The organism is Bradyrhizobium sp. WSM1743 (assembly GCF_000473065.1).
In the GTDB taxonomy this organism is placed as follows: Bacteria; Pseudomonadota; Alphaproteobacteria; order Rhizobiales; family Xanthobacteraceae; genus Bradyrhizobium.
In genome coordinates, this window is sequence record NZ_AXAZ01000022.1 from 37438 (window position 1) to 61811 (window position 24374).

The 24374-nt window shown below is 64.6% G+C and carries 25 protein-coding genes; 15 read left to right on the plus strand and 10 right to left on the minus strand.

What is annotated here, in order from left to right; genetic code table 11:
• Positions 1-30: 30 nt before the first annotated feature.
• The 10 genes from YU9_RS0115865 to YU9_RS0115910 all read left to right on the plus strand — a co-directional run bounded on the left by YU9_RS0115865 (position 31) and on the right by YU9_RS0115910 (position 8117).
• A complete protein-coding gene (locus YU9_RS0115865; RefSeq protein WP_027553946.1) occupies positions 31-333 on the plus strand; it encodes an urease subunit gamma in 303 nt (100 codons plus the stop codon).
• A gap of 105 nt (positions 334-438) precedes the next feature.
• Positions 439-744 (plus strand): urease subunit beta, encoded by a 306-nt coding sequence (locus tag YU9_RS0115870; protein ID WP_027573729.1) that lies wholly within the window; start codon positions 439-441, stop codon positions 742-744.
• 68 nt (positions 745-812) lie between these two features.
• Positions 813-1268, plus strand: coding sequence for an endonuclease domain-containing protein (locus YU9_RS0115875; protein ID WP_036017305.1), 456 nt, complete (start codon positions 813-815; stop codon positions 1266-1268).
• Positions 1269-1407: 139 nt separating this feature from the next.
• Positions 1408-1947 carry an HD domain-containing protein gene (locus YU9_RS0115880; protein WP_027573731.1) on the plus strand — a complete coding sequence of 180 codons (540 nt, stop codon included), beginning with the start codon at positions 1408-1410 and terminating at the stop codon, positions 1945-1947.
• 37 nt (positions 1948-1984) lie between these two features.
• Complete coding sequence (gene ureC, locus YU9_RS0115885; RefSeq protein WP_027573732.1) at positions 1985-3700, plus strand: urease subunit alpha; 1716 nt, start codon at positions 1985-1987, stop codon at positions 3698-3700.
• Positions 3701-3841: 141 nt separating this feature from the next.
• Complete coding sequence (locus tag YU9_RS0115890; protein WP_027573733.1) at positions 3842-4141, plus strand: putative quinol monooxygenase; 300 nt, start codon at positions 3842-3844, stop codon at positions 4139-4141.
• Positions 4142-4154: 13 nt separating this feature from the next.
• Positions 4155-4787 (plus strand): urease accessory protein UreE, encoded by a 633-nt coding sequence (locus YU9_RS0115895; protein WP_027573734.1) that lies wholly within the window; start codon positions 4155-4157, stop codon positions 4785-4787.
• Positions 4768-5496 (plus strand): urease accessory protein UreF, encoded by a 729-nt coding sequence (locus tag YU9_RS0115900; RefSeq protein ID WP_027573735.1) that lies wholly within the window; start codon positions 4768-4770, stop codon positions 5494-5496. The genes YU9_RS0115895 and YU9_RS0115900 overlap by 20 nt, the downstream gene beginning before the upstream one ends.
• A 40-nt stretch (positions 5497-5536) precedes the next feature.
• Entirely contained in the window at positions 5537-6160 is a 624-nt protein-coding gene (gene ureG, locus YU9_RS0115905; protein ID WP_027573736.1) for an urease accessory protein UreG, read from the plus strand.
• A 298-nt stretch (positions 6161-6458) separates the two neighbouring features.
• Positions 6459-8117: an HWE histidine kinase domain-containing protein gene (locus YU9_RS0115910; protein WP_027573737.1), complete on the plus strand. Its 1659-nt coding sequence runs from the start codon at positions 6459-6461 to the stop codon at positions 8115-8117.
• Here YU9_RS0115910 and YU9_RS0115915 read toward each other — a convergent pair.
• From YU9_RS0115915 to YU9_RS0115935, 5 genes are all read right to left on the minus strand, one after another.
• On the minus strand, positions 8114-8722 hold the full coding sequence (locus YU9_RS0115915; RefSeq protein WP_036017306.1) for a TetR/AcrR family transcriptional regulator: 609 nt from the start codon (positions 8720-8722) through the stop codon (positions 8114-8116). The two genes, YU9_RS0115910 and YU9_RS0115915, sit on opposite strands and share 4 nt — an antisense overlap.
• A gap of 145 nt (positions 8723-8867) precedes the next feature.
• On the minus strand, positions 8868-10010 hold the full coding sequence (locus YU9_RS0115920) for an OpgC domain-containing protein (RefSeq protein ID WP_027573739.1): 1143 nt from the start codon (positions 10008-10010) through the stop codon (positions 8868-8870).
• Positions 10011-10197: 187 nt separating this feature from the next.
• Positions 10198-10653 carry a hypothetical protein gene (locus YU9_RS0115925; RefSeq protein ID WP_027573740.1) on the minus strand — a complete coding sequence of 152 codons (456 nt, stop codon included), beginning with the start codon at positions 10651-10653 and terminating at the stop codon, positions 10198-10200.
• Positions 10654-10746: 93 nt separating this feature from the next.
• Positions 10747-11118 carry a YqjD family protein gene (locus tag YU9_RS0115930; protein ID WP_027573741.1) on the minus strand — a complete coding sequence of 124 codons (372 nt, stop codon included), beginning with the start codon at positions 11116-11118 and terminating at the stop codon, positions 10747-10749.
• A gap of 78 nt (positions 11119-11196) precedes the next feature.
• Positions 11197-12309, minus strand: a complete 1113-nt coding sequence (locus YU9_RS0115935) for an AI-2E family transporter (protein WP_027573742.1) — start codon at positions 12307-12309, stop codon at positions 11197-11199.
• Positions 12310-12517: 208 nt separating this feature from the next.
• On the opposite strand from YU9_RS0115935, the gene YU9_RS0115940 reads away from it, so the two are divergent.
• Positions 12518-13291 (plus strand): L,D-transpeptidase, encoded by a 774-nt coding sequence (locus tag YU9_RS0115940; protein ID WP_027573743.1) that lies wholly within the window; start codon positions 12518-12520, stop codon positions 13289-13291.
• A 16-nt stretch (positions 13292-13307) separates the two neighbouring features.
• Positions 13308-13955 carry a DUF2865 domain-containing protein gene (locus tag YU9_RS0115945; protein WP_027573744.1) on the plus strand — a complete coding sequence of 216 codons (648 nt, stop codon included), beginning with the start codon at positions 13308-13310 and terminating at the stop codon, positions 13953-13955.
• Positions 13956-14189: 234 nt separating this feature from the next.
• Here the strand turns inward: YU9_RS0115945 and YU9_RS0115950 are convergent, their stop codons facing one another.
• Entirely contained in the window at positions 14190-16283 is a 2094-nt protein-coding gene (locus YU9_RS0115950; protein ID WP_027573745.1) for a methyl-accepting chemotaxis protein, read from the minus strand.
• 290 nt (positions 16284-16573) lie between these two features.
• Here YU9_RS0115950 and YU9_RS47730 point away from each other — a divergent pair, with 290 nt between their 5' ends.
• On the plus strand, positions 16574-16729 hold the full coding sequence (locus tag YU9_RS47730) for a Thivi_2564 family membrane protein (protein WP_008546817.1): 156 nt from the start codon (positions 16574-16576) through the stop codon (positions 16727-16729).
• A 134-nt stretch (positions 16730-16863) separates the two neighbouring features.
• On the opposite strand, the gene YU9_RS0115960 is transcribed toward YU9_RS47730, so the two are convergent.
• From YU9_RS0115960 to cysD, 4 genes are all read right to left on the minus strand, one after another.
• Positions 16864-17064: a CsbD family protein gene (locus YU9_RS0115960; protein WP_027573746.1), complete on the minus strand. Its 201-nt coding sequence runs from the start codon at positions 17062-17064 to the stop codon at positions 16864-16866.
• A 127-nt stretch (positions 17065-17191) separates the two neighbouring features.
• Positions 17192-19357: a malate synthase G gene (locus YU9_RS0115965; protein ID WP_027573747.1), complete on the minus strand. Its 2166-nt coding sequence runs from the start codon at positions 19355-19357 to the stop codon at positions 17192-17194.
• A 293-nt stretch (positions 19358-19650) separates the two neighbouring features.
• Positions 19651-21567 carry an adenylyl-sulfate kinase gene (gene cysC / locus YU9_RS0115970; protein WP_027573748.1) on the minus strand — a complete coding sequence of 639 codons (1917 nt, stop codon included), beginning with the start codon at positions 21565-21567 and terminating at the stop codon, positions 19651-19653.
• A gap of 19 nt (positions 21568-21586) precedes the next feature.
• On the minus strand, positions 21587-22381 hold the full coding sequence (cysD, locus tag YU9_RS0115975; RefSeq protein ID WP_027573749.1) for a sulfate adenylyltransferase subunit CysD: 795 nt from the start codon (positions 22379-22381) through the stop codon (positions 21587-21589).
• A gap of 245 nt (positions 22382-22626) precedes the next feature.
• Here cysD and cysG point away from each other — a divergent pair, with 245 nt between their 5' ends.
• Both cysG and YU9_RS0115985 read left to right on the plus strand, forming a co-directional pair.
• Entirely contained in the window at positions 22627-24051 is a 1425-nt protein-coding gene (gene cysG, locus YU9_RS0115980; protein WP_027573750.1) for a siroheme synthase CysG, read from the plus strand.
• Positions 24048-24365 (plus strand): DUF2849 domain-containing protein, encoded by a 318-nt coding sequence (locus YU9_RS0115985; RefSeq protein WP_027573751.1) that lies wholly within the window; start codon positions 24048-24050, stop codon positions 24363-24365. Before cysG ends, YU9_RS0115985 begins: the two co-directional genes overlap by 4 nt.
• Positions 24366-24374 lie beyond the last annotated feature (9 nt).

Below are 24374 nucleotides of genomic sequence, written 5' to 3' on the forward strand. Positions count from 1 at the left end.
AATTGACGTGTTGAACGGAAGAGATTTCGCATGAACCTGTCTCCCCGCGAAAAGGACAAGCTTCTGATCTCGATGGCGGCGATCGTGGCGCGCCGCCGGCTGGACCGCGGCGTCAAGCTCAACCATCCCGAGGCGGTTGCGATCATCTCCGATTTCATCCTCGAAGGCGCCCGCGACGGCCGCACCGTCGCCGAGCTGATGCAATCCGGCGCGCAGGTTTTGACCCGTGACCAGGTGATGCCGGGCATTCCCGAGATGATCCACGACATCCAGGTCGAGGCGACCTTTCCCGACGGCACCAAGCTCGTCACCGTGCACGAGCCGATCAGGTAGTCGTCATTCCGGGGCGCCCGCGGGGGCGAACCCGGAATCCAGAGGTTTTGGTTTCGAGATTCCGGGTTGTCGCTGCGCGAGCCCCGGAATGACGAGGAGGATAGAATGATCCCCGGCGAACTCTTCATCCAGGACGGCGAGATCGAGCTCAATGCCGGCCGCAAGATCGTGACGCTGACGGTGGCCAATACCGGCGACCGGCCGATCCAGGTCGGCTCGCACTACCATTTCTTCGAGACCAACCTGGCCCTGAAATTCGACCGCAAAAAAGCCCGCGGCATGCGTCTCGACATCGCCGCCGGCACCGCCGTCCGCTTCGAGCCCGGCCAGACCCGCGACGTCCAGCTCGTCGCCCTGGCCGGCAAGAAGACCATCTACGGCTTCCGCGGCGACGTGATGGGGAAGCTGTGATCCGATGTGAGGTGAGCACGCCGGTCGGACTCCCTCCCCCCTTGCGGGGGAGGGTTGGGGAGAGGGGTATGCCGCACGACGAGGTCAGCGAGATTCAGCGCCATCGCGCCAAACGATTGAGGCGCGAGATGACTCGCGCAGAGACGCTGCTGTGGCGCTATCTGAAGGCCGATCGCCTCGCAGGTCTGGCCTTTCGCCGTCAGACGCCTATGGGCCACTACATCGCGGATTTCGTCGCTCATTCCTGCAAGCTCATCGTTGAAGTCGATGGCGAGAGCCACGACTTCGAAGAACGTATCCGGCACGATGAACAGCGCGACCAATGGTTTGCATCCCGCTGCTATCGCGTGCTGCGTTTCACCAATGACGACGTGATGAGAAATCTCGAGGGTGTTGTTCTTTCCATTCTTGAGGCAGCGGAGCAAGCGGCACCCCTCTCCCTAACCCTCCCCCGCAAGGGGGGAGGGAACCCCAACGCCAGCGCGTCCCTTACCTCTGATACCGATACACCAGAGGAGCCATGATGCATTGTCAGGTGAGCACATTGGTCAAGCTCCCTCCCCCTTTGCGGGGGAGGGTTGGGGAGAGGGGTATGCTGCGCACTCCGACGGGAGTGATGTGGCATGTTCGCTGTGTACTCAACGGTCTGGAGGAGCGATAAGCATGCTCTCGCCAATCCGCCTCGTCTCAGAAGCCGCCGAGCTCGCCGCGCGCCGCCACAACGGCATGGTGCGCAAGGGGCGTGGCAAGGAGCCCTATATCAATCACCTCGCCGAGGTCGCGAACCTGCTTGCGACCGCGACTGACGGTACCGACGCCGAGCTGGTCGCGGCCGGCTGGCTGCACGATTCCATCGAGGACACCGACACCACACGCGAGGAGCTTGCTCAGACATTCTCAGAGCGAGTCGCCTCCCTCGTCGTCGAATGCACCGACGATATGAGCCTGCCGAAGGCAGAGCGACGGCAGAAGCAGATCGAGGACGCTCCGCACAAATCCCCCGGCGCAAAGCTGATCAAGATCGCCGACAAGGTCAGCAATATCGGCGCGCGCATTCAGTCCGATCCGACCGCTGAAGAGCGCGAGGAACTCGCTGACTACAGCGGCTGGGCCGAGCAGGTCGTGGCGGGTTGCCGCGGCGGCAATGCGTGGCTCGACGAGAAATTCGACGATGCCGTCAAAGCAGCGAGAGCTTTGCTGTGAGCGCTCAGACAACATTCAAACGCAAACGGGGCTGGTGATGTCCGTCAAGATAAAGCGATCCGTCTATGCCGACATGTTCGGCCCCACCACCGGCGACAAGGTACGCCTCGCCGATACCGACCTCATCATCGAGGTCGAGAAGGATTTCACCACCTATGGCGAGGAGGTGAAGTTCGGTGGCGGCAAGGTGATTCGCGACGGCATGGGGCAGTCGCAGGTCACCAACAAACAGGGCGCGGCCGACACTGTCATCACCAATGCGCTGATCGTCGATCACTGGGGCATCGTGAAGGCCGACGTCGCCATCAAGGACGGCATGATCTCGGCTATCGGCAAGGCCGGCAATCCCGACATCCAGCCGGGCGTCACCATCATCATTGGTCCGGGCACGGACGTGATCGCGGGCGAAGGCAAGATCCTCACCGCCGGCGGCTTCGATAGCCACATCCATTTCATCTGCCCGCAGCAGATCGAACACGCGCTGATGTCTGGCGTCACCTCGATGCTGGGCGGCGGCACCGGCCCTTCGCATGGCACGTTCGCCACCACCTGCACGCCGGGGCCGTGGCACATCGCGCGGATGATCCAGTCGTTCGACGCCTTCCCAGTCAATCTCGGCATTTCCGGCAAGGGCAACGCCTCGCGACCCGCCGCGCTGGTCGAGATGATCAAGGCCGGCGCCTGCGCGCTGAAGCTGCACGAGGACTGGGGCACGACGCCGGCCGCGATCGACAATTGCCTGTCGGTGGCCGACGATCACGACATTCAGGTGATGATCCACACCGACACGCTGAACGAATCCGGCTTCGTCGAGGACACCATCAAGGCCTTCAAGGGCCGCACCATTCATGCCTTCCACACCGAAGGTGCCGGTGGCGGCCACGCCCCTGATATCATCAAGGTCGCCGGCCTGAAGAACGTGCTGCCGTCCTCCACCAACCCGACGCGCCCGTTCACGCGCAACACCATCGACGAGCATCTGGACATGCTGATGGTGTGCCACCACCTCGATCCCTCGATCGCGGAAGATCTGGCGTTCGCTGAAAGCCGCATCCGCAAGGAGACCATCGCGGCCGAGGACATCCTGCACGATCTCGGCGCGCTCTCGATGATGTCCTCGGACTCCCAGGCCATGGGCCGCCTCGGCGAGGTCATCATCCGGACCTGGCAGACCGCCGACAAGATGAAGAAGCAGCGTGGATCACTGCCGCAGGACAAGGGCAAGGACAACGACAATTTCCGCGTGAAGCGCTACATCGCCAAGTACACGATCAACCCCGCGATCGCGCACGGCGTGTCGAAGCTGATCGGCTCGGTCGAGAAGGGCAAGCTTGCCGATCTCGTGCTGTGGTCGCCGGCCTTCTTCGGCGTCAAGCCGGACTGCATCGTCAAGGGCGGCACGATCGTCGCAGCGCCCATGGGCGACCCCAACGCCTCGATCCCGACGCCGCAGCCGGTGCATTACCAGCCGATGTTCGGCGCCTTCGGCAGAGCGCGCACGGCATCGTCCGTGGTGTTCACCTCCAAGGCTGCAGTTACCGGCGGCCTTGCGCGAAAGCTCGACATCGAGAAGAAGCTCTATGCGGTCCAGAACACCCGCGGCAAGATCTCCAAGAAGAGCATGATCCACAACGACGCGACTCCCAATATCGAGGTCGATCCCGAGACCTACGAGGTCCGCGCCGATGGTGAGCTATTGACCTGCGCGCCCGCCAAGGTGCTGCCGATGGCGCAGCGATATTTCATGTACTGAAATAGCGCCTCGGTGCATGTCCCAAGAGTGTGTTCGGAGTGCGTGTCCGGGGACGGCTTTTCGGTTTTGCGTTCGGTCCCGCCTGGTCTAATGTCCCGCCCGGTATCGTAACCCTTAGAAGAAAAGCCGGGAGGACTTCTCGTGATCTACGTCGTCGCCACTTTGACCATCAAGCCCGAGACGCGCGCCGAATTCATCGCGGCCGCCACCGCCTGCATCAAGGAGACGCGGAAGGAGCCCGGCAATATCGCCTATGATTTGCATGAAAGCGTCACCGATCCCAGCAAGATGGTGTTCGTCGAGCAGTGGGAGAACGCCGAAGCGCTGGTGCCGCATCGTGGAATGGAGCACATGAAGACGTTCGGCCGCGTCGCGGTAAAGTGTTTCACGGCACCGCCGAAGATCGAGGTGATCACGCCCGAAAAGGTCGAGACACGGTAACGAGGTAAGACGCATGATCCGGGCGACGCAGGTCAAGGGACAGCACCGCTTCACGGAAGCGCCAGCGGACACGGTTGTGCTCGATTTCGACGACCGGCATCGCCGCCGCATGGCAATGACGGGCACGCGGGGGCTCGAATTCCTGCTCGACCTGGAGCATGCCGTCGCGCTGCGCGGCGGCGACGCGCTGGTGCTGGAGGATGGCCGGCTGATCGAGGTGGTGGCAGCTGCCGAGCCGCTGCTGGAGATTCGCGGTCGCGATCCGCACCATCTCATCCGCGTCGGCTGGCATCTCGGCAACCGTCATCTGCCGACGCAGATCATGGCCAAGGCCTTGCGCATCCGCCGCGATCACGTGATCGAGGCCATGGTGAAGGGTCTCGGCGCCCGCGTGATCGAGATCGAGGCGCCGTTCGATCCCGAGGGTGGCGCCTACGCGGACGCCGGCCACGCGCACGGACACGACGACCATGCGCACCACGATCACGGCCATCACCACCACGATCATGGCCACGAGCACCATGACCACCACCATCATGATCATGCCGCGCATGACCATAGTCACGAGCACCATCATCACCACGACGAGAATTGCGACCATCCCGACCATCACCACGGCCACAAGCATGCTCATGACCACAAATGAGCCGGTCGGCGCCGGTGGCCTCACCGAGGGCGAGGCGGCGGCGCTGTACCGGTTGATGACCTGGCTGTCGCCGGCGTTCCCGGTCGGCGGTTTCTCCTATTCCAGCGGCCTCGAATGGGCGGTCGAGGCGGGCGACATCACCGACACAACGACGCTGGCGGATTGGCTCGATGCGATGCTCGGCGACGGCTCCGGCTTCTGTGACGCGACGTTTCTGGTCCACGCCTATCGCGCCGCGGAAGCAGACGAGACTGGTGCTTTGAACGAGATTGCCGAGCTCGCCGCTGCCTTCGTGCCGTCGCGCGAGCGGCAGCTGGAGACGACCTCGCAGGGCCGCGCCTTCATCGACATCTCCCGCGCCGCGTGGGATGCGGAGGGCCTGGATGCCATGGTTGCGGCATGCAGCACGCCACTGGTCTATCCGGTCGCCGTCGGTGTGGTCGCAGCTCAGCACGGCGTGCCGCTGGCGCCGACGCTGCACGCCTTCTTGCATGCGCTGGTCTCGAACTGGATCTCGGCGGCGAGCCGCCTCATTCCGCTCGGCCAGACCGACAGCCAGCGCGTGCTGGTGCGGCTGGAAGCGGCGGTGGCCGCCACCGCCACTCGGGCGCTGAACGCGGCATTGGACGATCTCGGCAGCGCGACCTTCCGGGCCGATCTCGCCAGCTTGCGCCACGAGACGCAATATACGCGGCTGTTTCGGTCGTGATCCGTGCGGCCTTTTAACCCATCGAGAGAGAGCGAATTACATGTCGAAATCTCACGGCCCCTTGCGTGTCGGCGTCGGCGGCCCGGTCGGATCGGGCAAGACCGCGCTGATGGACCTGCTCTGCAAGACCATGCGTGAGCGTTACGACATTGCGGCGATCACCAACGACATCTACACCAAATGGGATGCCGAGTTCCTCGTACGATCGGGATCGCTGACGCCGGATCGCATCGCCGGCGTCGAGACCGGCGGCTGCCCGCACACCGCGATCCGCGAGGATGCTTCGATGAATCTTGCCGCGGTCGCGGACATGCGCGCCAAGTTTCCCGGACTTGATCTCGTGCTGATCGAGTCCGGGGGCGACAATCTCGCTGCCACTTTTTCGCCGGAGCTGGCCGACCTCACCATCTACGTCATTGACGTCGCCGCAGGCGACAAGATCCCGTCCAAGGGCGGCCCCGGCATCACCCGGTCCGACCTCCTGGTCATCAACAAGACCGACCTCGCGCCCCATGTCGGCGCCTCCCTGGAGAAGATGGAGACGGATGCCAGGCGCATGCGCGGCGAGCGTCCCTTCGTCATGACGAACCTGAAGAAAGGCGAAGGGCTCGACCGGATCGTCGGCTTCATCGAGGCCAAAGGCGGCCTGAAGCGGGCGGGGTGACCGGACGCGACCACTTGGCGCAGGCGCTTTTCGCCGTTAACGCCTGGGCAGCGCCGCAACCGCGGAACAAACTTCGGACACGGCGATTAACTACCTCCGGCGCCCGGGGCGAATTCATCCCATCCAGACCATCGGCCGGGCGGATTAAGCTTTTCAGGCGACCCAAGTTGCGTACTGATGCCTCCTCCTCCATTATCTCCGCCACTGGGGTTTACCCTGTTTCGGCACATGGCCGTTCGAGCGGCGTTCATATGCTCTGTGTTTATTGCCGACCTCCTGCTTTCGCCTGAGTAGTCGCGTGGTCAGGCTGGGTTTCATTATCGGCTTCATCGCTCTGCTCGGGGTCTTGCTCTCCGGGCTTGCAGCCTATCGCGTTCACGACCAGGAGCTGGCGCTGGATCGGATCGCGCTCGCGCGTGCGATCGACGTTCATGCGAGTCTGGTTCAGGACCGCCTCACCGAGCGGGAGCTGCTCGCGCGTGTCGCCTCGGGCCTGTTCCGCGCGCCATCCGTGATCAAGCCGAACATGCTCGAGCCGCTGCGCTCGGCGATCTACGCCTTCAAGACCGATTTCGTGGTGGCCGGCTGGATCGCCCGGCTGAAGCCGAACGAGCTTGCGGCGGCGCAGGCCGCCATCGCCGGCGCCGGCTTCCCAAATCCGCAGATTCGCTCTTATGACGACAAGCCGATCAATCCGGCCGAAATCACTCAGCCGATCGACGTGCTGATGGACCTCGAGCCACGCAGCAACGAGACCAAGACGCTGCCCGGCCGCAGCTACGATCAGGATCCGGTTCGCAGCGCCATGCTGACGCGTGCGCGCGTCGAGAAGAGGTCGGTTGCCTCGGACCCGGTGCCGTTGATCCGCGGGAACGACGCGATCGGCATCATCGTGGCTGCGCCGGTCATTCCCGAGGGAGCAACGGAGCCGGCCGGATTCGTCACATTTTCCTACGAGCTCGCCTCGCTGATGCTGACCAATGACGACATGTCGTTGTTCGCGGTCGCGCTTAGGGATCCGCGCAAGGAAGGCGGCGAGCTGATCGCCAACGACCAGGGCGTGGTCTCGACGCGCATGGCGGCCGACGGACCGCCGCCGTCGGCGACGCGCACGGTGAGCTTCGGCGGCCGTGATTGGCAGCTCGGTTATTACGCGAAGGCCAACTCGGTGCGCCGCGCCGAGCAGACCGCGATCATCGTGGCGGCGATCGGCTTTGCGATCACGGCAATGGTGTGCGGCCTGTTCGGTTATGTCGCCTACAACAATCTGCGGCTCAGCCGGGAAATCCAGGTCAGAATCGGGTTCGAGCGGCGGCTGACGGCCGTCATCGACGAGCTCAACCATCGCGTCAAGAACATCCTGGCGGTGATCCAGTCGATCGTGACGCGCACCTTGCGCCACGGCTCGGACATTGACATCGCGCGCGAGCTCTTGATCGGGCGCATCCACGCCATGTCCAACGTGGTCTCGCTGCTCAGCGAGAGCCAGTGGCAGGGCGTCAAGCTGAAGGGCCTGTTCGAGGCGCGCGCCATCCCGCATGCCGACCGCATCGCCGTCACCGGTCCTGATATCGCGGTCAGCGCGCGCGCGGCGCAGAGCCTCTCGCTCCTGTTCTTCGAGCTTGCCTCGCACTCCGACGAGGGCCTGTCGCTGGTTGGAAAGCATCCGCACATCACCGCCGCCTGGTCGGTGACGGGCGAGGAGGGCGAGGAGGTCTTCCACTTCCGCTGGGAGGAGTTCAACACCAGCGAGGCGACGCGCCGGCCCGATTCCGATTTCGGCCTGATCCTGCTCGACCGCGTCGCGCCCGAGGCGTTAGGGGGCACCGCCAAGCGCTTCTTCACCGACGTCTCCTACGTCTATGAACTGACCGCGCCGATGGAGACGGTGGTCGACATGACCGAGCGCGACCGCACCGACAAGATCTCGGCGCCGGTCAGGCCGGTGCGCAGCTAACCCTTCGGCCGCAACACGAGGTCGACAAGGTTACGCGCGTAAGCCGGCGTGACCGGCGCGATGCCGAAAACGTAGCGATAGAACAGGCTGCCATAGATCGCGTCGTAGAGATCTTCAGGAAGCCCTTCGGCCAGAATGCTGCCATCCTTCTGGCCCGCGGCGATCATCTCGACCAGTGCGTCGCGGCGGAATTGCAGATAGCGCGCGTAGAACAGCTCGGCCGAGCCGGTCTTGGAGATGCATTCGGAGATGACGGCGAGCTGGACCTTGCCGAACTCGCCCTGGAGTGCCTCGGCATAGGCCGCCGCATGGCGGCGCGCGCGTGCCGCGGGGCTGCCTGAGCTCGCCGGCGGCAACGGCAGCATCTGGGCGGCGTGGTGAAGAAAGGCGTCGATCAAAAGCGCCTCGCGGGACGGCCACCATTTGTAGATCGTCATCTTGGAGACGCTGGAGTGCCGCGCGACCGCGTCGATGGTGGTGGCGGCAAGGCCGGTGGAGGCCATCAGTGCATAGGCGCTTTCGAGAATGGCGTTGCTGGTCTCGATGGATCTTGGCCGGCCGCGCCGGGGCGCGCTGTCAGCCTCGTCACCCCCGCCTTTCGCCATCGCCACGCCTGGTCTCCTCACGCAGATTCCCGGCATAGCGCAGCCACAGCCTTCGGCCTAGCAGAATCGCACGATTTTGTGCCTAGAGCATGATCCCAAAGCGCGATCACAATTCATCCCAATCTCATCCTAATCTCATCGCGCTTTAGGCCTGCTGCCGCAGGGCGGCGGGCAGGTCCTGCCGCCTCGACCAGGTCACGTAGTAGGCGACCGCGGTCATCGCGGCGAAGCCGATGATGCTCACCACGATCTGCATCACCACCAGATTGGGCCCGGTGATCAGGATGAGATGGCCGGCAAAGGACAGGAACACGCCGACGCAGAACACGGCGAGCCATTCCTCCCCGCATCGGATGACCGCCTGAAGCGGCTTCAATCGCAGGCCGGGGTGATCGGCCGGGACAAGATGGGTTGCGAGGAAGGCGAGCGCGAGGAAGTGAACCACGCGATAAAGCGCGAGGTTCTCCTTGTCGGTCGGCGTGATGCTGTCGAGGAGAAGGTCAGGCAGATAGGCGGACAATCCCGGCGAATGGCGCAACAGGGTGACCGCCATCGCGAAGACGAGATAGCTCCCTGCGAGTATCCGCAGCCAGGGGAGGTCGCGCAGCGCCCGCCCGGGCGCGCCTGTGACGGCGAACCAGCCGCCCAGCACCATCAGCATCTGCCAGCAGAGCGGATTGAAGGTCCATTCCTGGTCCGGATAGACCCGGAAATTCCAGTCAAACCAGCGTGCGGCAACATACAGCGCGACCGATGCCGCAAGCGTCACGTTGGGCCGCCGCAGCAGGCCCCACAGCACAAACGGAAAGAAGGCCATCAGCGGGATCATCAGCTGAAGCAGGTCGAGGTTCAGCGGCTCTTCCTGGAGCACGAGACCGCGGATCAGGATGCGCAGCGGGTGCTCGAGAATCCCCGAGATGTTGTATTCGTGGATGATCTCCGGCGCCATCGATTGCGAGGCGACATAGGCGATGGCGTCGATATAGATCACGAACAGCACGACATAGGCGGCATAGAGCCGCCAGACGCGGCGAAAGATTCGCGTCGCCGCGACCACGTAGCCGCGCTCCAGCGCCATCCTGCCGTGGATAATGGCGACGCCGTAACCCACCACGAACACGAAAAGGTCCGCCGCACCGCTGAAGCCGAAATTGCGCAGCGTCAGCAGGTTGACGACGTTGTTCGGAATGTGGTCAACGAATACCGACCAATTGGCAATGCCGAGCGTCAAATAGAGCCTGGCGTCGGGTTGGAATGCGGCGAGGTTCGCCTTGACGGACGGTTTCATTGAGTAAAATAGCTTTGGGAATCAGGATGATGCTTTTACCGGCAACCGCCTGCCCATCCGAGTAGCGTTTCCGTGAACGGCAGGCATTCGTGCCGGATGGCGCAAAATTGCGCGGCGTCGCCTCTGTCGATTTCGGATAGATGCGCTCGCAGGACTTACGACGAAATCCTTTAACCCGCTCGGACCATTACTCGGCAGGTTCGGCTGATGCCTCCTCGGACGCAGCGGCGCGGCTCGCCAGGATGCCGAGGGCGACCCCGCCGATCGCCAGGATCGGCAACAGCCGCTTGATCCCGATGGCGCGAACGATCTGAAGCCCGGTGGCGAGGAGCATCGGATCTGCAAGCATGCTCTGCGCGGCCGACTTCGCGGCGCGCTCGGCCGCGATCCGGGCGCGCTTCTGCACCTCGCGCTTGTAGCCCCAATAGGAGCCTGCCGCGGCCAGGGTCAGCAGGAAGAAGATGCCGGCACCGGTAAGACAGGCCGGCACCGGGCCATATCTCTGCAGGACCGAGATGAAGGCGGCGGCGCAAAGGAAGCCTGTCGTCACCAACAGCGCGAAGGCCGCGCCCGCGGCAAGGGAGGTCAGCCGAACAGTCGCGCCGGTGGATGCACTGATCCCGTCGATGATGCGCTGAAACATGGCCTTGCTCCTCAATCCCCCACAAGCCGAACCGCCACACGCCGGCACCGGCGGCGCGGGCAGCGCCGCCATCTCAAGCTCCGTTCGGCAAACCTACCTGCGCCAGGCGACGCCGATCAGGAAGCCGATGCCGAGCGCGAGGCCGACGGTCGCGAGCGGCCGCTGCGTGATAGCCTCTTCCAGCGTCTCCTCGATCGAGCCGTAGGCGTCCTGTGCTGCCTCCATCATCGCGCTGCCGCGCTCCGACATGTCGTCGATCGCGGTATCCATGTTCTCGCGCGCCTGGCGATAGCCGCGGCGAGCCTGCTTGCTCGTGGAATTGGCAAAGGTGTTGAGTGCGTCGGTGATCTGCTCGGCGAGGGCGGCGATATCGCTTTTCACGGCTGCTACATCCTTCGCGAGGCGTTCTCTGGTGGCTTTGTCGGTCCAGTCTCTCATCCCGGCTTCGGCATTGCTCGTGGACATCGGGAGCTCCAAACTGTTGACGGCTGAGATGGGCGGAGAACGTTTCGTCGACGGGTAAGTTCCGTTTGCTGAAACCGGTCAGGCTTGCGGGAGCTGCGGCGAATTCTCCGGTAACAGGTGCTCCTTCAGGATCAGTGCGACGATCAGGAGCGGCGACGACAGGAACGCGCCCATCGGCCCCCATAGCCAGGTCCAGAATGCGACTGCGAGCAACACGGCGAGCGCGTTCAGGGCGAGCCGTCGCCCGATGATCGTCGGCGTGATGAAGTGCCCCTCGAGAAAGGTGAGGCCGCCGAAGGCGAGCGCGGCCATCAGGCCGCCGCCGATGGTCGGAAAGGCCATCAGCCCCACCACGACCAGCACTGCGAACATCGCCACGGGCCCGATGATCGGGATGAAGTTGAGCGTTGCCGCCAGCGCGCCGAGCCCGGCCGGACTGGGCATTCCGGTGAGTGCGCAAATGAGGCCGGTGGCGATGCCGACGCCGACATTGATGAGGGTGACGGTCAGGAGATAGTTGCCGAGATGGACCTCGATCTCGTTGAGAATCCGAAGCGTGCGCAGCCGCGCGTCATGATCGCTGAAGGTCATGATCATGGCCCGCCGCAGGTCGCGCCAGCTTGCGATGAACAGGATCAGGGTGACGAAGAACAGCAGGAATTCGGTAAAGGTCGGTGACAGGAATTCCAGCGTCGGCTGCACCCACTCGATCTTGGGCATCTGGAGGCTCGGCAATTCTTCCGAGCCGCCGAGCATGGCTTGCATCTCCCGCCACAGTGAAACGGGCCGGTCGAACACGTGCAACTTGTCCTTCAGTTGCGCGCCGAGCTCCGGCAGGCGGGTGCTCCACTCCATCACCGGCGAGGCGATCAGCGCCACGATGAAGGCGACCACGGTGGTCACCGCGACCACGATCAGGACGGCGCCGACGCTGCGTGGGACCTTGCATCGCTCAAGGAGGCTCGCCGCCGGAGACAGCATGGTGCCGGTGACGAACGCCATCACCACCGGTAGGAAGAACGCCTTGCCGACATAGAGCACGGTGACGGTGGCAATCAGCAGGAGGCCGGCCAGCGCGAACGCGACGAATTCGGTGCGGCGGATCACCGGCGGCAGCTCAGCATGGCTCTCGGGAAGCGGATTGCCTTCGCTGTTGCCGGGAATCAGACGCTCGCTGGGAAGGACGCGCACAATATCTCTCCCGCACGGAAACGCGATCCGCGCGCCCATTGATGACCTCACAACGCGTGGACGGGGTGCCGGTTCCATCGCGGCCTCGTGAACAGCTGCTCGCTTGACTGTGACGTCGCTGCCGCACGCTGTGCCGGAACTTAGATCCAGCCGCGGGAGTTTGTTGGGCAGTGCGTCACCCTGATGCACGCATCCAACGGGGCAGCACATGACAAGGTTGTTTGCAGTCCGTCGCAGCTTCTCGCCGCGCGTCGTTACCGCATTCGTTTTCGCAACCGCTCTGCTCGCAGTGCCCTTAGGGACCGCGAGCGCGCAAACGTTCGGCTACGCGCCGATGCAGCCGCGGACGTACCCGCAGGACCAGGGTTACTCTCAGGACGACGCCAACGAGACGCCGCAGGCTGCCGACGAGGACGCCCAGTTGCCCGACCGGCTGCGCAAGCAGGTCGTCAGCTTCGACAGGAGCGAGCCGGCCGGTACCATCTTCATCGACACCAACAACACCTATCTCTATTACGTGCTCGGCAACGGCCGCGCGATCCGCTACGGCGTCGGCGTCGGCCGCGAAGGTTTTACCTGGTCCGGCGTGCAGAGCGTCAGCCGGAAGGCCGAGTGGCCGGACTGGCATCCACCGGCCGAAATGATCGCGCGCCAGCCCTATCTGCCGCGCTTCGTCGCCGGCGGGCCCGGCAACCCGCTCGGTGCGCGTGCGATGTATCTCGGCTCGAGCCAATACCGCATCCACGGCACCAACGATCCCTCAACCATCGGCAGGTTCGTTTCGTCCGGCTGCATCCGCATGACCAACGAGGACGTCATCGACCTGTTCAACCGCGTCAACATCGGCGCCAAGGTCGTGGTGCTGCCGAAGAACGCGCCGCTGATGGCCAGAGGTGGCGATCCCCTGCGCAGGCGTCCGGCCGTGACGACGTTGCCCTCGGGCCGACATGCGTTGAACATCACGACATCGGCCGTCAACTAAGCATGAGCGAGGTCATATGAGCAGAGGCCTGGTTGGCAAGGTGGCTGGTGGTACGGCGATCTTGATTGCTGTCTCCGCCGGTCTGGTGTCGGCGCCGTCGGCGCATGCGGAGGATTTCTTCTCGGCGTTGTTCGGCGGCTTCCGGATGCGGCCGCCGCCGGAGCTCCGGATGCCGTTCCCGAATGATGACATGCCGCGCTATGAGGTGCCACGCCAGCGGGCCTCCTATGGCGGCACGGCCTATTGCGTGCGCGGCTGCGACGGCCGCTATTTCCCGGCGCAGGGCGCCGACGCCGAGAGCAAGGCGCAGTCCTGCAAGAGCTTCTGCCCGGCTTCCGAAACCTCGCTGGTCTACGGCAGCAATATCGACGACGCCACGACGGAGAACGGAAAGTCCTATTCCGACCTGCCGAACGCGTTCCGCTATCGCAACGAGATTGTCGCAGGCTGCACCTGCAACGGCAAGGACCCGGTCGGCCTCGCCCAGGTCAAGGTCGAGGACGACCCCACCCTGCGCAAGGGCGACATCGTTGCCGGCGCCGGCGGCCTCGTGGTCGCGACCCGTAACGCCAACGACCGCCGCGGCGTCGCGATGAACTTTTCGCCGCTGCCGGAGTCGGTGCGCGCCAAATTCCGTCAGGTCCCGGTGGTGGCGAAGGAGTAGGGCGCAGGACGTTGGCTGAGTTGCCGCGCTACCAGCCTTACAAAGCCTGTCATCCCGGACAAGCGCGCCCAAAGCGCGCGCAGTTCCGGGACCCATAGCCACAGGGCGTAGTTTGGCGCAGACTCGGAGTTGCCAGCTCGTGCGACAATTGTCCGCTGTGGCCATGCGTCCCGGATCAGCGCTCGCTGTGCTCGCTTGTCCGGGACGACACCGATCGTGTTGCGCCGTCGTACCCTACGCCGCGCGGATCTTGCCCAGGAAGTCGCTGACCTGCTGACCGAGCTGGCGGCTTTGCGTCTCCAGCATCTCGGAGGCCTGCTTCACGTTCTCCGCGGCACCGGCTGCGGTGTCGGCATCCGCCTTGACGCCGGTGATGTTGTCCGAGACGTTCTTGGTGCCCTGCGCCGCATATTGCGTGCTGCGGGTGATCTCCTGCGTGGCTGCGCCTTGCTCCTGCACCGCGGCCGCGATGGCGGTGGCAACTTCGTTCACCTCGCCGATGATGCCGCCGATCGTCTGGATCGCGTTGATGGCGTCGCCTGCGACCTTCTGGATGTCGGCGATCTGCTCGGAGATTTCCTCGGTCGCCTTCGCGGTTTGGCCCGCCAGTGACTTCACCTCCGATGCCACGACCGCAAACCCGCGCCCCGCTTCTCCGGCGCGCGCCGCCTCGATCGTGGCGTTCAACGCCAGCAGGTTGGTCTGCGCTGCGATGGTGTTGATCAGCCCGACGACCTCGCCGATCCGCCCCGCCGACTGCGCCAGCCCCTGCACCGTGCTGTCGGTCTCGCGCGCCTGGTTGACGGCCCGGCTGGCGATGCCGGCGGCATGCGCGGCCTGCTGGCTGATGTCGTTGATGGAGGCAGAGAGCTCCTCGGCGGCCGCCGCGACGCTCTCGACGCTGGTGGAGGCCTCGTTCGAGGCCTTGCCTGCGATCTCGACGCGTTCATTGGTCTGGCGCGACACTGCGGACAGATCGCCCGAGGTCTTGCGCATCTCGCCGGAGGCCTCGCTCAGCTCGCCCAATGACTTGCGCACCACGCCTTCGAACTCGCCGACATACGCTTCCATCGCGCGCTGGCGCGCGGCGGCGCCGGCGTTGCGCTCGCGCTCCTGCTCCTCGATCTTGAGCTTGTCGATCGTTTGCTGCTTGAACGTCTCCAGTGCGCCGGCGAGCGAGCCGATCTCGTCGTGCCGGTCGAGATAGCCGCTGTCCACGGTGAGGTCGCCGCCGGCGACCTTGAGCATGGCATCGCGAATCCTGTGCAGTGGCGTGATCACGCGGCGGCTGACGGCGAGCATCGCGGCGCCCGTGAACAGAATCGCGGCAATCAGCAGCACAAGCTGGGTCAGCAGCGATTGCAGCGCCTGCGCCCGCTGGCTGGTGGAATGGTCCCTGGCGGCGCCAAGCGCGGTATCGGCGAGCTTGATCGCGCTCGCCATCCGGCCGACCGAGTAGGGGCTCCACTGATTGGCAGTCATCGACGCCTTCTCACCCTTGGCGATTGCGGCGATGATGCCGTCGCGCGTGGCGAGATATTGCGGGTCGAAATAGGACGATTTGGTTTCCGCCATGGCTGCAGCCAGCGCCGGCGGCAATTGCATGCCCGATGCGGCGAGCTCGGTCGCGCTCCAGGCCGCCTCGGTGCCGCCGACCCATTTGGTGAGAGCGAGCTGGACCTCGGGCGCGATCTTGCCGCTGTTGAGCGCGTTGCCGACGATCAGCGAGGATTCACCCGCGTTGACGCGCAACAGCCAGGCCATCTGCTTAATCATCAGCAGTTGATCGATCATTGCGTCCTGATGATTGACGCGCGCGGCCAGCACCGGCGACAGCTTTTCGAGGATGGCCATCAGCCCGTCCTCGCTCTCGAGATACTCTTTGACAAGCGCCGCGCGACGCGATGTCCTGGGCTTGGCGACCTCAGTCCAGAACTCAGCCTGCTGCGCCAGCAGCGCCTTGTTCAGCCGGCCGAGATCGGTCACCGCCGTCCCACCCCGGGGCAAGTCGATCGAGGGTAAGATCTCGATCGCGCGCGCCAGGGCAGGCATCAGCTCGCCGCGGATGCCGCGGATGTATGTCTCGATTTCCTTGTCCATCTGGATGTCGGAGGTCAGCTGACGGCTGCTGGTCGAGCGGTCGGAGCGGATGTTCGCCATCGCCTTGAACACATCGGCAGAGGCCGTTGCTACCGCGACGATCCGGTTCGCCTGCTGAAGCCGGCTCCATGAATTCCAAGCACTGATCGAGAAGCCGATCACGACGACGAGTGCGGTGGACAGGATCACCGCTTTCAGCAGCGTGGAGACGGTCAGGCGGTTGAGCATCGGATACCCCGGTACGCGTTTCGAAGTTCGTGGCCCCGAACGGCAGCCCCCTTTACGAACTTCGAACGACCAAAGGGATGCACGATGGATGCGCATGCCAAGGCAGGCGCTCGCGGTGCATTTGGCCTCAAAAGGGTAAAGACTTAGACAGTGATACTGCCGTACAATTACGGGGGGCATTGCCGGACAGGTCGAAATGCACAGAATTACAAAGGGTTGCAGGTGCGGAACCGGCGCGCCTTGCAAGCGTTAGGACAACGTCAGCAACCTGCCTGAAGGGGGTCCCAGCGATGCTGGTCGGCGTACTCGTCACCTTTCTCGTCGTCATTCTCGTGCTTTATCTCATCAACATGCTGCCGATGGACGGCCGCGCCAAGCAGATCGCACGCGTGATCGTCATCATCATCGGCATCGTGTCGTTGCTGAAATATCTCGCGGTATTCTAGCGAAGCTGTCGTTGCCCGGATGAGCGAAGCGATATCCGGGTGCCGCAACAAAGGTCCCGGATGTCGCTGCGCTCATCTGGGCTACGAATGCAACAAAAAGCCCCGGCTTTCGCCGGGGCTTCGTTCGTGCTGCCTCAATGCAGCGATTTGAGCCAGTCGTCGACGTCCTGACGAACCTGGTCCTTGGCCTTGCCGTAGCGTTCCTGCAGCCTGCCCTCGAGCTGCTCCCGACGGCCTTCGATCAATTGGAGGTCGTCGTCAGTGAGCTTGCCCCATTTCTCCTTGGCGGAGCCCTTGAACTGCTTCCAGTTTCCTTCGACGCGATTCCAGTCCATGACCATCTCCCATGGGTTGATGGCCGTACAACGCGACCGGCGAGCGGCCGTTCCGCTGCGGGCCGCGACGTTTCGCCCAACAAAAAAGCCCCGGCGTACCGGGGCTTTTGGTGTGCGATTGATCCGTTCAGCCCGCAGCTTTCGCCTCGCGGCGGCGGGCGGTGAGGATGTATTCGGTGTAGCCGTTCGGCTGCTCGCGGCCTTTGAAGATGAGGTCGCAGGCGGCCTTGAAGGCGACGCCGTCGAAGGCTGGCGCCATCGGCTTGTAGATCGGGTCGCCCGCGTTCTGCTTGTCGACGACGACCGCCATGCGCTTCAGCGATTCCATCACCTGCGCCTCGGTGATCACGCCCTGGTGCAGCCAGTTGGCGAGATGCTGGCTGGAGATGCGCAGGGTTGCGCGGTCTTCCATCAGGCCGACATCGTGGATGTCGGGCACTTTGGAGCAGCCGACGCCCTGGTCGATCCAGCGCACGACATAGCCCAGAATGCCCTGGCAGTTGTTGTCGATCTCCTGCTTGACGTCGTCGGGCGCCCAGTTCGACTTCGACACCGGAATGGTGAGGATGTCGGAGAGCTTTGCGCGCGGCCCGCCCTTGGTCAGCTCTTGCTGGCGCGCGATCACGTTGACCTGGTGGTAGTGCAGTGCGTGCAGCGTCGCCGCGGTGGGCGACGGCACCCACGCGGTGGTGGCGCCGGCCTGCGGATGGCCAAGCTTCTGCGCCAGCATGTCCGCCATCTTGTCGGGCGCGGCCCACATGCCCTTGCCGATCTGGGCGTGGCCAGGCAGGCCACAGGTCAAGCCCATGTCGACGTTCCAGTCCTCATACGCCTTGATCCAGGCCTGCGCCTTCATCTCGTTCTTGCGGATCATCGGGCCCGCTTCCATCGAGGTGTGGATCTCGTCGCCGGTGCGGTCGAGGAAGCCGGTGTTGATGAACATGATGCGCTTGGAGGCGCGCTGGATGCAGGCCTTGAGGTTGACGGTGGTGCGCCGCTCCTCGTCCATGATGCCGACCTTGAGCGTGTTCTCGGGCAGGCCCAGCATCTTCTCGACGCGGTCGAAGATCTCGCAGGTCAGCGAGACCTCGTCGGGGCCATGCATCTTCGGCTTGACGATATAGGCAGATCCGGTGCGGCTGTTCTTGACCTTCGAATTGCCCTTGAGATCGTGGATCGCGAGCAGGCCCGAGACAGCGGCATCGAGCAGGCCTTCCGGGACTTCCTCGCCCTTCTCGTCCAGCACCGCGTCGGTGAACATGTGATGACCGCAATTGCGCATCAAGAGCAGGCTGCGGCCGTGCAGCTTGAGCTCGCCCTTGCCGTCAGGCGTCTTGTAGAGCCGGTCGGCGTTGAGCGAACGCGTCAGCGTCTTGCCGCCCTTCTCGAAATCGGCCGACAGCGTGCCGTTCATCAGGCCGAGCGTGTTGCGGTAGACCAGCACCTTGTCCTCCGCATCGACCGCGGCGACCGAGTCCTCCATGTCGAGGATGGTGGAGACCGCGGCTTCCATGGTCATGTCGGCGACGCCGGCCGGATCGTCCTTGCCGATCGCGCTGCTGCGGTCAATCTTCACCTCGATATGCAGGCCGTTGTTGACGAGCAGCACTGCGCTCGGCGCGGCCGCATCGCCCTGGAAGCCCGCGAACTGTGCGGCGTTCTTCAGCGCGGTGGCGTTGCCGCTCTTGAGCTTCACCGCGAGCTGGCCCGCGACCACGTTATAGGCAGTGACGTCGGTGTGCCTGCCGGTCGCGAGCGGCACGGCGTTATCGAGGAACGCCTTGGCCTTGGCGATCACCTTGTCGCCGCGCGCCTTGTTGTAACCCTTGCCGCCCTCGGACGGGTCGTGCGGGATCGCATCGGTGCCGTAGAAGGCATCGTAGAGTGATCCCCAGCGCGCATTCGCCGCGTTCAGCGCGTAGCGCGCGTTGGTGAGGGGCACGACGAGCTGCGGGCCGCAGATCTTGCCGATCTCTTCGTCCACATTGGCGGTCTCGACCTTCTGCGTCGCCGGCTCCGGGACGAGATAGCCGATCTCCTTCAGGAACGCGGTGTAGGCGTCGAGGTCGAACGCCTTGCCCTTGTTGGCGCGGTGCCAGTCGTCGATCTTGGCCTGCAGCGTGTCACGTACGGCCAGCAGCGCGCGGTTCTTCGGCCCAAGATCCTTGATGATGGCGGCGACCCCGGCCCAGAACGCATCCGGCGCGATCCCCGTGTTCGGGGCCGCTTCCTTGGCGATGAAGTCAAACAGGACGGGAGCGATCTTCAATCCGTGGGCGTCGACGCGTTTCATGATGGGCTTTCTTGTTGGAAATGGCTGTTTTTGGCTGCTTTTGACCCGACAGCAGCAAAATGCGCCCACAGGGGGACGGCTTTCGGGACCTATTAGCCCCAAAATCGGGGCGGTGAGAAGACCCCCGGGGGTTTGTCAAAATGTCAAGGAGAGGGGGCAAGGCGCGCACAGCTGTCATTCCCCGCGAAAGCGGGGAATCCAGTACGCCGCGGCTTCTCCGTATCCCATCGCTGTCTCTGGAATACTCGGTCGCCCGGTCACGCCGGGCGACGACAGCGGGGGCTGGGATAGCCTCAAATATTCGCCGCTAAATCCACGAGTTCGTCGAACAACACGCCTGATGTCTTCAGCATCTGCTCGATCTCGTCGGCCGCCTCCGCAACCGTCCGCTTCGACGTGTCGATCACGAGCTCGGCTGCCTGCGGCGCTTCGTAGTCGTTGCCGATGCCGGTGAACGAAGCCAGCGTGCCGGCGCGGGCCTTCTTGTAGTGGCCCTTGGGATCGCGCTCCTCACAAACTTCGGCCGGCGTCGCGACATGGATTTCGCGGAACGCGGTGTCGGCGATGCGGCGCGCAGTGGCGCGGTCCTCGCGGGCGGGCGAGACAGCGGCGACGATGGCGATATGGCCGTTGCGGGCAAGATGCGTCGCGACCTCGGCGAGCCGTCGGATGTTCTCGCTGCGATCCGTGGCGGAGAAGCCGAGATCGCTGTTGAGCCCGGCGCGCATCGTGTCGCCGTCGAGCAGGATCGGCGAGCCGCCATTGGTGAATAGTCTTCGCTCCAGCGCTCTTGCCAGCGTCGACTTGCCGGAGGCAGGCAGGCCGGTCAGCCAGACCACCGCGCCGTTGTGGCGGTAGCGCGCGGAGCGTTCGTCTGGACGCAGCGCCGATTCCACCGGCACGATGTCGACAGGCACGGCGCGTTGGCCAGCATCGACCGACAGCACGAGGCCGCCGCCGGCGATGCGCCCGGAGACTTCGATCACGAGGCGCCCGGTGCGGGGATTCTCCGTGTAGGGATCGGTTGCGATCGGGTTCGACAGCGAGATGTCGATCTCGCCGACATGGTTGCGGCCGATTGCCTTGTTCTCGCTGCTCGAGAGCTCGCCGGGATCGACCGCCTTCTCGATGGCGACGACGGTAGCGCGGCTTTCCTTCGGTCCGCAGCGTACCAGCAGCTGGTCACCCTTGGCGAGCGGCTTGTCGTGCAGCCAGAAGATGCGCGCGCGTAGCCGGCGCGTCTCGCGCGGGGCGGCGCCCGCATGCGCGATGATGTCGCCGCGCTCGATGAACAATTCGCGGTCGAGCGTGATGCCGACCGAGCGGCCGGCCCCTTGCCGTCCCGCAACCGGCGTCACCGGCCAGCTCTCGACCGTCTTGATCCTGGCGATCTTGCCGGCCGGCATGATCACGATCTCGTCGCCGGCGACGAGGCTGCCGGATTCGATCCGGCCGGCGACGATGCGGCGGTCGTCGAACTTGTAGATCGCCTGCACCGGTAGCCGCAGCGCCAGCGCTTCCAGCGCCCGTGCCGGCTCGAGCCGGTCAAGCGCCTCGACCACGGTCGGGCCCTTGTACCAGGAGATGCGGCCGGTGCGCTCCGCGACGCCGTCGCCGTCGCGCGCGGAAATCGGGATCACGGCAGTGGGCTTCACGCCGAGGCCATTGAGATGCGCGGAGATCTCGTCGCTGATCTCCTTGAAGCGATCGGCGGAGAAATCGACGCGGTCCATCTTGTTGACGACGACGGCGACCTGCTTCACGCCGAGCAGATGCAAGAGATAGCCGTGGCGCCTTGTCTGGTCGCGCACGCCTTCGAGCGCGTCGATGATCAGCACCGCGCCGTCGGCCTGCGAGGCGCCGGTGATCATGTTGCGCAGGAATTCGGCGTGGCCGGGCGCGTCGATCAGCACGATGTCGCGCGAATTGGTGCGGAAGCGGATCTGCGTGGTGTCGATGGTGATGCCCTGGTCGCGCTCGGTCTGGAGCGCGTCGAGCAGGAACGACCATTCGAACGGCATGCCGCGCCGCGCGCTGACGGCTTTCAGCATCTCGAGCTTGCCCTCGGGCAGGCTGCCGGTCTCGTGCAGGAGGCGGCCGACCAGCGTCGACTTGCCGTGGTCGACATGGCCGACAATGACGATGCGCACTTGCGGACGCGTGGTGCCGTTCGGAGTCGCAGGCGAAGCGGGGGTGACGATCATGTTCATACGACGCTCGCGTCCTTGATCAGAGATAGCCGGCGACGCGCAGGCGCTCGAAAGCGTCCTCGGTCTCGTGGTCGAGCGCGCGTCCCGCGCGCTCCGGCACCTTGGTCTGCTCGAGCTCGATCAGGATCTCGTCGATGCTGGACGCCGTCGAATTCACGGGGTTGGTGATGTCCTGATCGCCGAGCGAGCGATAACGCTTGCCGTCCTTGGCGAGATACAGCGGGATGATCGGGATGTTCTCGCGCTTGGTGTAGGCCCAGATGTCCGCCTCGGTCCAATGCAGGATCGGGTGGATGCGCAGATGCGCGCCTTGCGGCGGCGAGGCGTTGAAATGATCCCAGAACTCCGGCGGCTGGTCGCGCACGTCCCAATTGCCTTCCAGGCCGCGCGGCGAGAACACGCGCTCCTTGGCGCGGGTTGCTTCCTCGTCGCGGCGGATGCCGGCGATCAGGCCGTCGAAGCCGTACTTGGCGAGCGCCATCTTGAGGCCCTCGGTCTTGCGCGCGGCGGAACGGGCGGCCGGCGGCAGCGTCGGGTCGACGGCGTCGATGGGCGGGCAGGGTTCGACGCGCAGATCGAGCTCCCACTCCTTCCCGTAATGATCGCGGAAGCGATACATCTCCGGAAACTTCTTGCCGGTGTCGACATGGAGCGCCGGAAACGGCATGCGGCCGAAGAACGCCTTGCGCGCCAGCCAGATCATGACGTTGGAGTCCTTGCCGAGCGACCACAACAGGGCAATCTTCTTCAGCCGGGCGAAGGCTTCGCGGAAGATGTAGATGCTCTGCGCCTCGAGCTGGTCGAGATGGTCCATGCTGGGCGCAACATCAGCAGAAAATTCTTGCGAGCCTGAGCGGGTGATGGGGGCGGGGCTGCTCACTCCGACAACTGCGGAATCGTCCTTGAGAAGATGCATCTCTGCCACTTTGCGTTTGGAGCCGAAAATTCTATAGTTGCGGCGCAGAAGAGAAGAAAAAAATTTCTCTTTGCGCGCTCGAAACGACACATATATAGAAAATAATTCCAGTCAACCCCGGATGTGGGGGAAGCGAGTATCGCATGCGGTTCTTGCCGGTGTTTCTCGATCTCAAGGCCGGTCCCGTGGTTCTCATCGGCGCGGGTGAGCTTTTGCGCGCCAAGCTGCGCGTGCTCGCCGCCGCCGGTGCGCGCCTCCGCGTGCATGCGATCGACGGCAATCATGAGTTTGGGCTCGGTGCGCAGGATGCGGCGCGCGTTGACATCGCGGTCGGTGATCCGCTGACCACTGATCTCTCCGGCGTTATCGCCATCGTCTGCGCGGGCGCGGGCGATGTCGGCGTTGCGATGTCGATGCGGGCGAAGGCGCTCGGCCTGCCCGTCAACGTCATGGACGATCTCGAGCACTCCAGCTTCATCTTCCCGGCGATCGTCGATCGCGGCGATGTCGTGGTCGCGGTCGGCACCGGCGGTACTTCGCCGGTAGTGGCGCGGCGTGTGCGCGAGAAGATCGAGGCGCTGCTGCCGGCGCGTATCGGTGAGCTCGCCGAATTCATCGGCACCTTCCGCAAATCCATCAACGAGCGTATCGCCGAATTTCCGCTGCGCCGCCGCTTCTGGGAGCGCGTCATCGACGGTCCGATCGGCGCCGCCGTGCTTGCTGGCCGCAGAGGCGAGGCGGGCGCATCGCTCGAGGCGATTGCCGATCCCTCCGCATTCGCGCGCGCCGATAAGCCGGAAGGCTCGGTCGCGCTGGTCGGCGCCGGCCCCGGCGACCCTGACCTTCTCACCATCAAGGCGCTGCGCGCGCTGCAGGATGCCGACATCGTCTTCCACGACGAACTGGTTTCGCCCGAGATTCTCGACCGCATCCGCCGCGACACCACGCGCGTTGCGGTCGGCCGCCGCGTCGGCAAGCCCGGCATCGGCCAGGACGCCATCAACAAGCGCATGATCGAGGGCGCGCAAGCCGGCCAGCGCGTGGTGCGGCTGAAGGGCGGCGATCCCTTCGTGTTCGGCCGCGGCGGCGAAGAGGTCGAAGCGCTGCGCGCTGCCGGCGTCGCCTATTCGATCATTCCCGGCATCACCGCAGGGCTCGGCGCCGCCGCCGATTTCGAGGTACCGCTCACCTATCGTCACGAAGCGACCCGCATCACCTTCCTCACCGCACACAAGGCGCGCGATGCCGAAGCCGTGGACTGGTCGATGCTGACCGACACCAAGATGACCCTCGTGGTCTACATGGGCATGACCGCGGCGCCTGCCGTGCGTGCAGGCCTGTTCGCGGCCGGCCGCTCGCCAGAGACGCCGGTCGGCGTGTTCGCCCGTGTCACGCGGCCGGATACGCAAGGCGCGATCGGAACGCTGCGCGACCTGCCCGAGCTCGTGCGGCGGATCCATGGCGGTCCCGCCATTCTCATCATCGGCGACGTGGTCCGGCATGCCGGCTCGCTTCGCCGCCAGACACCCAAACAAATCATCTCTGACCTCATGGATGCAGCCGAATGACCTCTCCGCTCGAACAGAAGAAGATCAAGATCGCCGGCCCCTCGGTCGTGACCGCCAACCGCACCTGGGACGGCATCGTGGTCTACCGAACCGCCGCCAAGGGCTGGTCCGCGGACCTGTCGGAAGCCGCGATCGTGCGCAACTCCGACGAGGCCAAGGCGTTGCTTGCGGAAGCCGTGGCCGATGACGTCGGCGCCATCGGTCCCTATATCGCGCCTGTGCAGGTCGGCGAGGACGGCGAGATTGTGCCCGGCAATCTGCGCGAACAGATCCGCCGCACCGGCGTCACCATCGGGCAGCCGGCCCAGGTTTAAGGCATTCTC

What these genes read in the sequence shown, in the direction of transcription:
- YU9_RS0115865 (WP_027553946.1), top strand. Translation starts at nt 31, where the DNA reads ATGAACCTGTCTCCCCGCGAAAAGGACAAGCTTCTGATCTCGATGGCG.
- cysC (WP_027573748.1), bottom strand. Translation starts at nt 21,567, where the DNA reads ATGAACATGATCGTCACCCCCGCTTCGCCTGCGACTCCGAACGGCACC.
- YU9_RS0115875 (WP_036017305.1), top strand. Translation starts at nt 813, where the DNA reads ATGCCGCACGACGAGGTCAGCGAGATTCAGCGCCATCGCGCCAAACGA.
- YU9_RS0115950 (WP_027573745.1), bottom strand. Translation starts at nt 16,283, where the DNA reads ATGCTCAACCGCCTGACCGTCTCCACGCTGCTGAAAGCGGTGATCCTG.
- YU9_RS0115960 (WP_027573746.1), bottom strand. Translation starts at nt 17,064, where the DNA reads ATGGACTGGAATCGCGTCGAAGGAAACTGGAAGCAGTTCAAGGGCTCC.
- cysG (WP_027573750.1), top strand. Translation starts at nt 22,627, where the DNA reads ATGCGGTTCTTGCCGGTGTTTCTCGATCTCAAGGCCGGTCCCGTGGTT.
- YU9_RS0115985 (WP_027573751.1), top strand. Translation starts at nt 24,048, where the DNA reads ATGACCTCTCCGCTCGAACAGAAGAAGATCAAGATCGCCGGCCCCTCG.
- YU9_RS47730 (WP_008546817.1), top strand. Translation starts at nt 16,574, where the DNA reads ATGCTGGTCGGCGTACTCGTCACCTTTCTCGTCGTCATTCTCGTGCTT.
- YU9_RS0115940 (WP_027573743.1), top strand. Translation starts at nt 12,518, where the DNA reads ATGACAAGGTTGTTTGCAGTCCGTCGCAGCTTCTCGCCGCGCGTCGTT.
- YU9_RS0115965 (WP_027573747.1), bottom strand. Translation starts at nt 19,357, where the DNA reads ATGAAACGCGTCGACGCCCACGGATTGAAGATCGCTCCCGTCCTGTTT.
- YU9_RS0115915 (WP_036017306.1), bottom strand. Translation starts at nt 8,722, where the DNA reads ATGGCGAAAGGCGGGGGTGACGAGGCTGACAGCGCGCCCCGGCGCGGC.
- ureG (WP_027573736.1), top strand. Translation starts at nt 5,537, where the DNA reads ATGTCGAAATCTCACGGCCCCTTGCGTGTCGGCGTCGGCGGCCCGGTC.
- YU9_RS0115920 (WP_027573739.1), bottom strand. Translation starts at nt 10,010, where the DNA reads ATGAAACCGTCCGTCAAGGCGAACCTCGCCGCATTCCAACCCGACGCC.
- YU9_RS0115895 (WP_027573734.1), top strand. Translation starts at nt 4,155, where the DNA reads ATGATCCGGGCGACGCAGGTCAAGGGACAGCACCGCTTCACGGAAGCG.
- YU9_RS0115870 (WP_027573729.1), top strand. Translation starts at nt 439, where the DNA reads ATGATCCCCGGCGAACTCTTCATCCAGGACGGCGAGATCGAGCTCAAT.
- YU9_RS0115945 (WP_027573744.1), top strand. Translation starts at nt 13,308, where the DNA reads ATGAGCAGAGGCCTGGTTGGCAAGGTGGCTGGTGGTACGGCGATCTTG.
- YU9_RS0115925 (WP_027573740.1), bottom strand. Translation starts at nt 10,653, where the DNA reads ATGTTTCAGCGCATCATCGACGGGATCAGTGCATCCACCGGCGCGACT.
- cysD (WP_027573749.1), bottom strand. Translation starts at nt 22,381, where the DNA reads ATGGACCATCTCGACCAGCTCGAGGCGCAGAGCATCTACATCTTCCGC.
- YU9_RS0115930 (WP_027573741.1), bottom strand. Translation starts at nt 11,118, where the DNA reads ATGTCCACGAGCAATGCCGAAGCCGGGATGAGAGACTGGACCGACAAA.
- YU9_RS0115880 (WP_027573731.1), top strand. Translation starts at nt 1,408, where the DNA reads ATGCTCTCGCCAATCCGCCTCGTCTCAGAAGCCGCCGAGCTCGCCGCG.
- ureC (WP_027573732.1), top strand. Translation starts at nt 1,985, where the DNA reads ATGTCCGTCAAGATAAAGCGATCCGTCTATGCCGACATGTTCGGCCCC.
- YU9_RS0115900 (WP_027573735.1), top strand. Translation starts at nt 4,768, where the DNA reads ATGCTCATGACCACAAATGAGCCGGTCGGCGCCGGTGGCCTCACCGAG.